At 24.8% G+C, this 7,097-nt stretch carries 8 protein-coding genes and 1 tRNA gene; 1 reads left to right on the top strand and 8 read right to left on the bottom strand.

The annotated features are described in order from the left end of the window. Window positions 1-187 precede the first annotated feature (187 nt). From CLOACE_RS09550 to CLOACE_RS09515, 8 genes are all read right to left on the bottom strand, one after another. Window positions 188-263, bottom strand: a tRNA-Gln gene (locus CLOACE_RS09550). Window positions 264-314: 51 nt separating this feature from the next. Further along, window positions 315-830, bottom strand: coding sequence for a hypothetical protein (locus CLOACE_RS09545; protein WP_084027612.1), 516 nt, complete (start codon window positions 828-830; stop codon window positions 315-317). Between the two features lie 18 nt (window positions 831-848). Next, window positions 849-1,445, bottom strand: a complete 597-nt coding sequence (locus tag CLOACE_RS09540) for a J domain-containing protein (RefSeq protein ID WP_070110883.1) — start codon at window positions 1,443-1,445, stop codon at window positions 849-851. Continuing rightward, the gene (locus CLOACE_RS09535; RefSeq protein ID WP_070110882.1) at window positions 1,432-2,316 is read right to left on the bottom strand and encodes a DUF5685 family protein; all 885 of its coding nucleotides are present in this window, start codon (window positions 2,314-2,316) and stop codon (window positions 1,432-1,434) included. Before CLOACE_RS09535 ends, CLOACE_RS09540 begins: the two co-directional genes overlap by 14 nt. A 9-nt stretch (window positions 2,317-2,325) precedes the next feature. Beyond that, window positions 2,326-2,868, bottom strand: coding sequence for a class IV adenylate cyclase (locus tag CLOACE_RS09530; protein ID WP_070110881.1), 543 nt, complete (start codon window positions 2,866-2,868; stop codon window positions 2,326-2,328). A 173-nt stretch (window positions 2,869-3,041) separates the two neighbouring features. After that, complete coding sequence (gene fba, locus CLOACE_RS09525; RefSeq protein ID WP_070110880.1) at window positions 3,042-3,986, bottom strand: class II fructose-1,6-bisphosphate aldolase; 945 nt, start codon at window positions 3,984-3,986, stop codon at window positions 3,042-3,044. A 119-nt stretch (window positions 3,987-4,105) separates the two neighbouring features. Further along, entirely contained in the window at window positions 4,106-4,486 is a 381-nt protein-coding gene (locus CLOACE_RS09520) for a DUF4363 family protein (RefSeq protein WP_070110879.1), read from the bottom strand. A 2-nt stretch (window positions 4,487-4,488) separates the two neighbouring features. After that, a complete protein-coding gene (locus CLOACE_RS09515) occupies window positions 4,489-5,175 on the bottom strand; it encodes a DUF421 domain-containing protein (RefSeq protein WP_070110878.1) in 687 nt (228 codons plus the stop codon). A gap of 122 nt (window positions 5,176-5,297) precedes the next feature. Here CLOACE_RS09515 and CLOACE_RS09510 point away from each other — a divergent pair, with 122 nt between their 5' ends. After that, window positions 5,298-6,956 carry a nucleoside kinase gene (locus CLOACE_RS09510; protein ID WP_070110877.1) on the top strand — a complete coding sequence of 553 codons (1,659 nt, stop codon included), beginning with the start codon at window positions 5,298-5,300 and terminating at the stop codon, window positions 6,954-6,956. Window positions 6,957-7,097: the final 141 nt, after the last annotated feature.

The following is a 7,097-nucleotide window of genomic DNA, read 5'->3' as shown; positions in this document are numbered from 1 at the left end:
CTTGACAAACCCATGCACTCCATCTCCTGTTATTATTAAGATGGGCTTAAGGCTGATTTTGACTATTGTCAGTCCTATTCTACATGATTTTTTCACAGGGGTGTTGCATTTAATATTGCAATTTAAGATTTGAATTTGTTTTACACATAAAAAATAAACCTCTTGAATAATCCAAGAAGTTTAAAAATGGCTGCCCAAGCAGGACTCGAACCTACAAAATGCCTGCTCCAGAGGCAGGTGCCTTACCATTTGGCTATTGGGCAGTATAAAAACGTGATACTAACAATAATATTATAACAATCTGAAAAAATAAGTCAATGTTTTCTAAGTATTTTTCTAAAATGGTTATTAAAGTAATTTATAAATAAAGTTAATGCGTAGTCATATAATAAAAATACTATTTCCATAATTCCTATTATATATATAATAGGAATTTTTATAGATAAATTATTTATAAATAATTTTTTAAAAACAAAAAATGTCAAAATTACAGAAACATTAAAAAATAAGAATTTTAAAATTATTTCTATAAGTGGTTTTCTCAATATTTCTATATAGTATTTTACTATTCCGTATAGTCCAAAAAAAATAATATACAGTATAACTTGAGATTTTAATCCCACTAGCATTAAACTTAATAAGCTAGTGCATAAGTATACTATAAAAGCAAATTTTATATTAGAAATTAATACTGTTATAGGTATTAAACAAGAAGTTATAGCTAGTATAAATATTCTATTAGTAGGTATAATAGTGCTTATATAAATAAAAATTATACTTAGTGCAGTTATTAAACCACCTTTAGTTACATAAGAGGTATTACTATTCATAATCATTCCTCCATTTTTTTAACAGCAACTAATAAAATCACCGCCCATACATTCGCAACAACAATCTAAACAGTATAAAGTTGTGCATATATTACATAAATCTCTATCATTATTTTTTTTATTATAATAACTTTGTCTATAAGAATTATTTAAATTGTTAAATCTTGCAAAAGCTTGCCTATACTCCATATTAGTAGGGTCTAAATTGCAAGCAGTTGTAAAATACCTGTAAGCGGAATCATACCACCCCTTTTCAATATTAATTATTCCCATTAAAAAATTCCATTCGGCATTTCTTACGGAACAATTATTAAGCTTTTGTTCTGCAGCAGCAAAATTTCTATTGCTTATATCAATTCTAATAGATTCATATATGTTAAAGTCATTAGAATAATCATTGCTATTATAATTATATGCATCTTTGTTTTTAGTTAAAACCTCATAAGCTTCATTTGCTTCTCTCATTTTTTCTTCGGCTAATTCTTTAAGAGGATTATTTTCATATTGATCTGGATGATATTTTTTTGCTAAATTTCTATAGGCTCTCCTTATTTCATCTTTTGAGGCTCCTTCCTTTAAGCCAAGTATTTCATAAGGATTTTTATTCGTTTTCATCAGTATTATCACTCCTTTTAAAAACCTTATCCATTTTCTCCATAAGACCTAAAGATAGAATATTGTATAGCAAATTTTTATTTTTATTTAAATGTATAGAATTTAAATACGTAACACACTTTCTAGCACAGCTTATTAATGTAAAGTTAATTCTTCCTTCTACAGAATATTTTAATTTATCAAAGGGTAAATTATCTTTATTAAGTATATTGTTTATTAAGTTAAATTTATTATTTATCATATCTTTTTCTAAATCGTCCCAAGCATCTATTATATATATCCATTTTCCTAAGTTATATCCTAAATAATATAGATTTTTTCTTGTAGTATCATCATCTAATTTTTCATAAGATGATAAAATAAAACCTGTAATATCAGCAAAATGATGAGATATGCTATCTATAGAATTATTTTTAAAATTTTTTTCTGCAGAATATAATTCTATTAATTTATTCTTTACATAATTTTCATGATTATTTAGGCTTAAAGGAGTTTTTTTTATATAACCTTTTAATAATTTAGAGCAAAGTTTACTCTTAAAGGAATCATCATCTTCCACATTATCTAAAAGCTTATAGTAACTTAAAAAAACATTAAAAAAGGCAGCATAATTTAAGCTGTTATTTTGTTTTAATATAATTCTTTTTTTAAAAGGATGTGCAATACAGTGTTCTTTAGAAAATATACTTTTATTAGTATTTAAAGAATCTAAAAGAATAGCTAAAAATGTCATATCATAATTCACAGTTATTCTAGGTATATTTCCAAAGTTGATTTTTATTGCTTTGCACAATCCACAGTAATAAGCTTTGAATTTTTCATAATCTTTTATTTTAAGTTCCATTTTACAAGGGGTAACATATCCAAACATAAATAACTCCTAATTATTTTGGTTTATTTCTTTTAATATATCATGAATAGTTTTAGGATTTGTATCTTTTAAAGTATATCCTAGCAAAATAACTACTTCTTCTAGTTCTTTTTCATCACTAGATTCAATTTCTATATAAGGAAAAGGAAAAAAAGATTTTTCATTTATATCTATTTCAATTAAAGTGTTTTTATATTTATAGCTTTCTCTATATTTTTTTATTGTTTGAACTAATTCAAGACCTAAAGCTTTAAATATGTTTTCTCCTTCTTTAGCATTATCTATTTCTACTTCATATTCATTCATAACTTTATATTTATCTTGATTTAACATTTGCTTTATAGTCATATAAAACAAATGTTTATTATTTATTATATCTTCAACTATTCTGATTCTTGCATAACCTTTTTTATTTAATAATGATTTATTAGGAAAATCAAATATTTTATTAATTTGATTTTCTTGTTTTACTTTTTTTGCATTTATGTTTTTTAATTTATTTCTTATATTATCTATATTTATATTTATTATTTTTGTTTCTATTTCTTTCAATATAACACCTCATTAATAAACTAAAAGTTGAAACATACATTGAAAATATTATATCATAAAATAAAGATTAGTGATATTATTTAACATGTATTTGAGCAGTGAGTAATGGAGTTAATTATATTGAAAAGTAATAAGTTCCCTATAAATTTACAGGGAACTTATTTAATAATTAATTATTGAGTATTAGAAGAACCTAATACATTTTTAATTTTGTATTCAACTAATTTTTGAATGTTTTCTCTTGCAGGTCCTAAGTATTTTCTAGGATCTATTTCAGCCGGTTTTTCAGCAAAAACTTTTCTTACAGTAGCAGTCATAGTTAATCTTAAATCAGTATCCATATTTACTTTACAAACTGCCATTGAAGCAGCTTTTCTTAACATTTCAGCAGGAACTCCTTTAGCTCCTGGCATTTTACCACCGTATTCATTACACATAGCTACATAGTCTTGATCTACTGAAGAAGCTCCATGAAGTACTATTGGAAAGTTTTTAAATCCGTTTTCTTCTAGTTTTTTAGTTATTAATTCTAGTCTATCAAAATCAAGTTTAGCTTCCCCTTTAAATTTATAAGCACCATGGCTTGTTCCAATAGCAATAGCTAATGAATCCACTCCAGTTCTTTTTACAAAATCTACTGCTTGATCTGGATCAGTATAAGTAGCTTCATGACCAGCTACATTAACATCATCTTCCACACCAGCTAATTTACCAAGTTCAGCTTCAACTACTACACCTCTAGCATGGGCATAATCAACTACTTCTTTAGTTAATTTAACATTTTCTTCATAATCATAGTGAGAACCGTCAAACATAACAGAAGTAAACCCTGTTTCTATAGCTAACTTAACTTGATCCATATTTGCACCATGGTCTAAATGAAGAGCTATATCAAGACCAGTATCTGCAACAGCAGCATCTACCATTGCTTTTAAATATTTAGGATTAGCATATTTCATAGCACCAGCAGAAACCTGAAGTATTACAGGAGAGTTTTGAGCTTTTGCACCGTTAACTACACCTTGAACTATTTCCATATTATTAATGTTAAAAGCTCCTATGGCATAATTACCTTTATAAGCTTTTTCAAACATTTCTTTAGTTGTTACTAATGGCATATTAATTCCACCTTTCAATTAAATATAATGGATTTTATGTTTAAAATTTAAATTAGTATAGCTTAAAACTATAATAGTATATATTACATATAATATATTATATGATATTTTCCATGGTTTTAAAATACATTTTCAATATTTATTTTTTCTAATTCTAATATATGTTTAAGAAAAAACTTTATTTTAGTAGTTCTAGATAAACATTCATCTTTATCCTTGGTTTTGACAAAATAACTTAATTCAGTAATTTCGTAGTTAATTTTATCTAATTCGTCGTGATTTAAAAATAAAGCTAACTTTTTTGATGATTTATTCCATTGATTAATAAATTCTTCTGAAGCTTTATTAGCTTTTTCCCAAGAATTTTCTTTTATATTGTTTTCCAATTTTATATTATTTTGTTTTAAGTTTAAAGAAATAGTGTTTAAATATTTTAAAGAAAAACTTATAAATATTATTGTGGAAATGAATACAATAAAGGATATTATAGTATTTTTCAAAATTATTTACCCCTTTCATTTTTATTTTTTTGTAAATGAAAGTTGCCTTCAGAATCCAAATAAGCTATAAAAACATCTTTAGCAGATGAAATTTTATTTTCTTTTAGCTTATCATATAACCATTTTTCACTTTTATTTATATAGTTTAAATTTTTAATATTTAATTTTCCGTCTAATATTAAAGTAACAGGTATTATATTTCTACCCCCTTTTATATTTAAATCTTTTCTTGTTACATTTGCAGCATCTAACTTAGGTATAATAGATATTTGACCACTACTTTCTAAAATAGCGAATTCTATATCGTTAATATTATGATATCCTTTTAGCCTTAGTTCTTCCATTAAGTCATTTATATTATATTTTTGCTCTTTCATTTCATCTATATTTATTTCGCCGTGATTTATAAGAATATTAGGTTTGCCGTTTATTAAAATTCTTGCTTTTTCACTTTTAAGTTGTATTATAGATAAAAGTACTTGAAAAAATAGTAGTGTAATTATAGGTATTATTCCATGCATAATTGGGATTTTAGGATCTTGCATTGGCAAAGAAGCTAATTCGGATATCATTATAGCCACAGCTAGTTCAAAAGGCTCTAGCTGACCTATTTGTTTTTTACCCATAATTCTCATTGACACTAGAACTACAGAGTATAATATTAAAGTTCTAAACATTGATATAAACACATAGATCACCTCATAGAGTATATTTTCTGCTAAATATTAAGAAATTATAAGCATAAATGTAACTTTTTTTAAAATTTAAAGTATAATAATAATACAACCTAATTTTGAAAGGAGTGTATATAGTGAATAATATAAAAGTCATATTAAATAATAAAAAAGATATTGAAGTAGAAAAAGGAACTCCTTTGTATAAAATAATAGAAAATAATTACAAAGAGAATAAAGAATCTATAATACTTGGGAAAGTAAATGATGAAATAAAGGAACTTAACACAAAAATAGAAAAAGAATGTATATTTGAACCTATAGAAATAACAGAAAGCATAGGAATGAAAACTTATGTAAGAACACTTCAATTTATATTAATTAAATCGGTTTTAGATTTATATCCTGAAGCAAAAATAACCATAGAACATTCCATAAGCAAAGGTATTTTTGGAGAAATACACAAAAATAAGCCTTTGTGTGAAGAAGATATAATTAAAATAAAGAATAGAATGAAAGAAATAATATATAATAACATATGCATAAACAAAGTATCAAAATCAAAAGAAGAAGCAATAAAAATATTTAATGAATATGGTATGGAAGACAAAGTAAGGTTATTAAAACACTTAAATAATGATAAAGTATGGCTTTATGAATTAGAAAATAGATTTGATTATTTTTATGGACCAATGGCATATTTCACAGGAATAATAACATTATTTGATTTAGTGTATTATAAGCCTGGTTTTATATTAAGATATCCTACAGAAGAAAATCCTAAAGAATTACCACAATTTATAGAACATAAAAAGTTGGCAAAAATATTTTATGAAACAGAAAAGTGGGGTAGAATATTAGATGTAGCAGACGTGGGAGCATTAAATGACAAAGTAGAAAATAATGATATTATAGATATAATAAGAGTAGCAGAAGCATTACATGAAAAGAAAATAGCTTATATTGCAGATATGATAAATGAAAAAAAAGATGTAAAGATAGTATTAATAGCAGGACCTTCATCTTCAGGGAAAACTACTTTTGCAAGAAGACTTGGAATACAATTGAGAGTAAATGGATTAAAGCCTATTTCTATATCTTTAGATGATTATTTTGTAGACAGGGAATTAACTCCTAAAGATGAAAATGGAAACTATGATTTTGAATCTATATATGCTTTAGACTTAAAATTATTTAATGAAAACTTAAGGGATTTATTAGAAGGAAATGAAGTAGAAATTCCTAGCTTTAATTTTAAGAAAGGAAAAAGAGAATGGATAAATCATAAAATACATTTGCCTAAAAACGGAATATTGGTAATAGAAGGAATACATGGATTAAATGAAATGTTAACATCCTATATACCGAAACAAAATAAATTTAAAATTTATATAAGTGCTCTTACGCAACTTAATTTAGATAATCACAATAGAATTGCAACTACTGATGTAAGGAGAATAAGGAGAATAGTTAGAGATAGTTTATTTAGAGGATGCACTGCAGAAGAAACTTTAGAAATGTGGCCTTCAATAAAAAGAGGGGAAGAAAAAAACATATTTGTTTTTCAAGAAAATGCAGATGTTATGTTTAATTCTACTTTAGTATATGAACTTTGTATATTAAAAAATTATGCATTAAAAGAGCTTAGAAAAGTATCTAAAAAAAGTAGTGTTTATTACGAAGCTATAAGATTGAGAAGTTTTTTAAACTTTTTTAAAGATGTAAACCCAGAATATGTACCTGAAAATTCTATATTAAGAGAATTTATAGGAGAAAGCTGTTTTTACAAAAAGTGATATTAAATACTATTAAAAGACAACATAAAACAAAAAAGGTTAAGAAATAATAAAAATACTTAAATATTTTTTTAAAAGTAATGACTAATCTTCATCTTAGTGATAATATAAAGATGACAGATTAGTTTTTTATTTAATTAA

Source organism: Clostridium acetireducens DSM 10703 (genome assembly GCF_001758365.1).
Classification (GTDB): domain Bacteria; phylum Bacillota; class Clostridia; order Clostridiales; family Clostridiaceae; genus Clostridium_C; species Clostridium_C acetireducens.
Note: the sequence above shows the minus strand (reverse complement) of the source record. Positions and strands in the feature narration are given on the sequence as shown.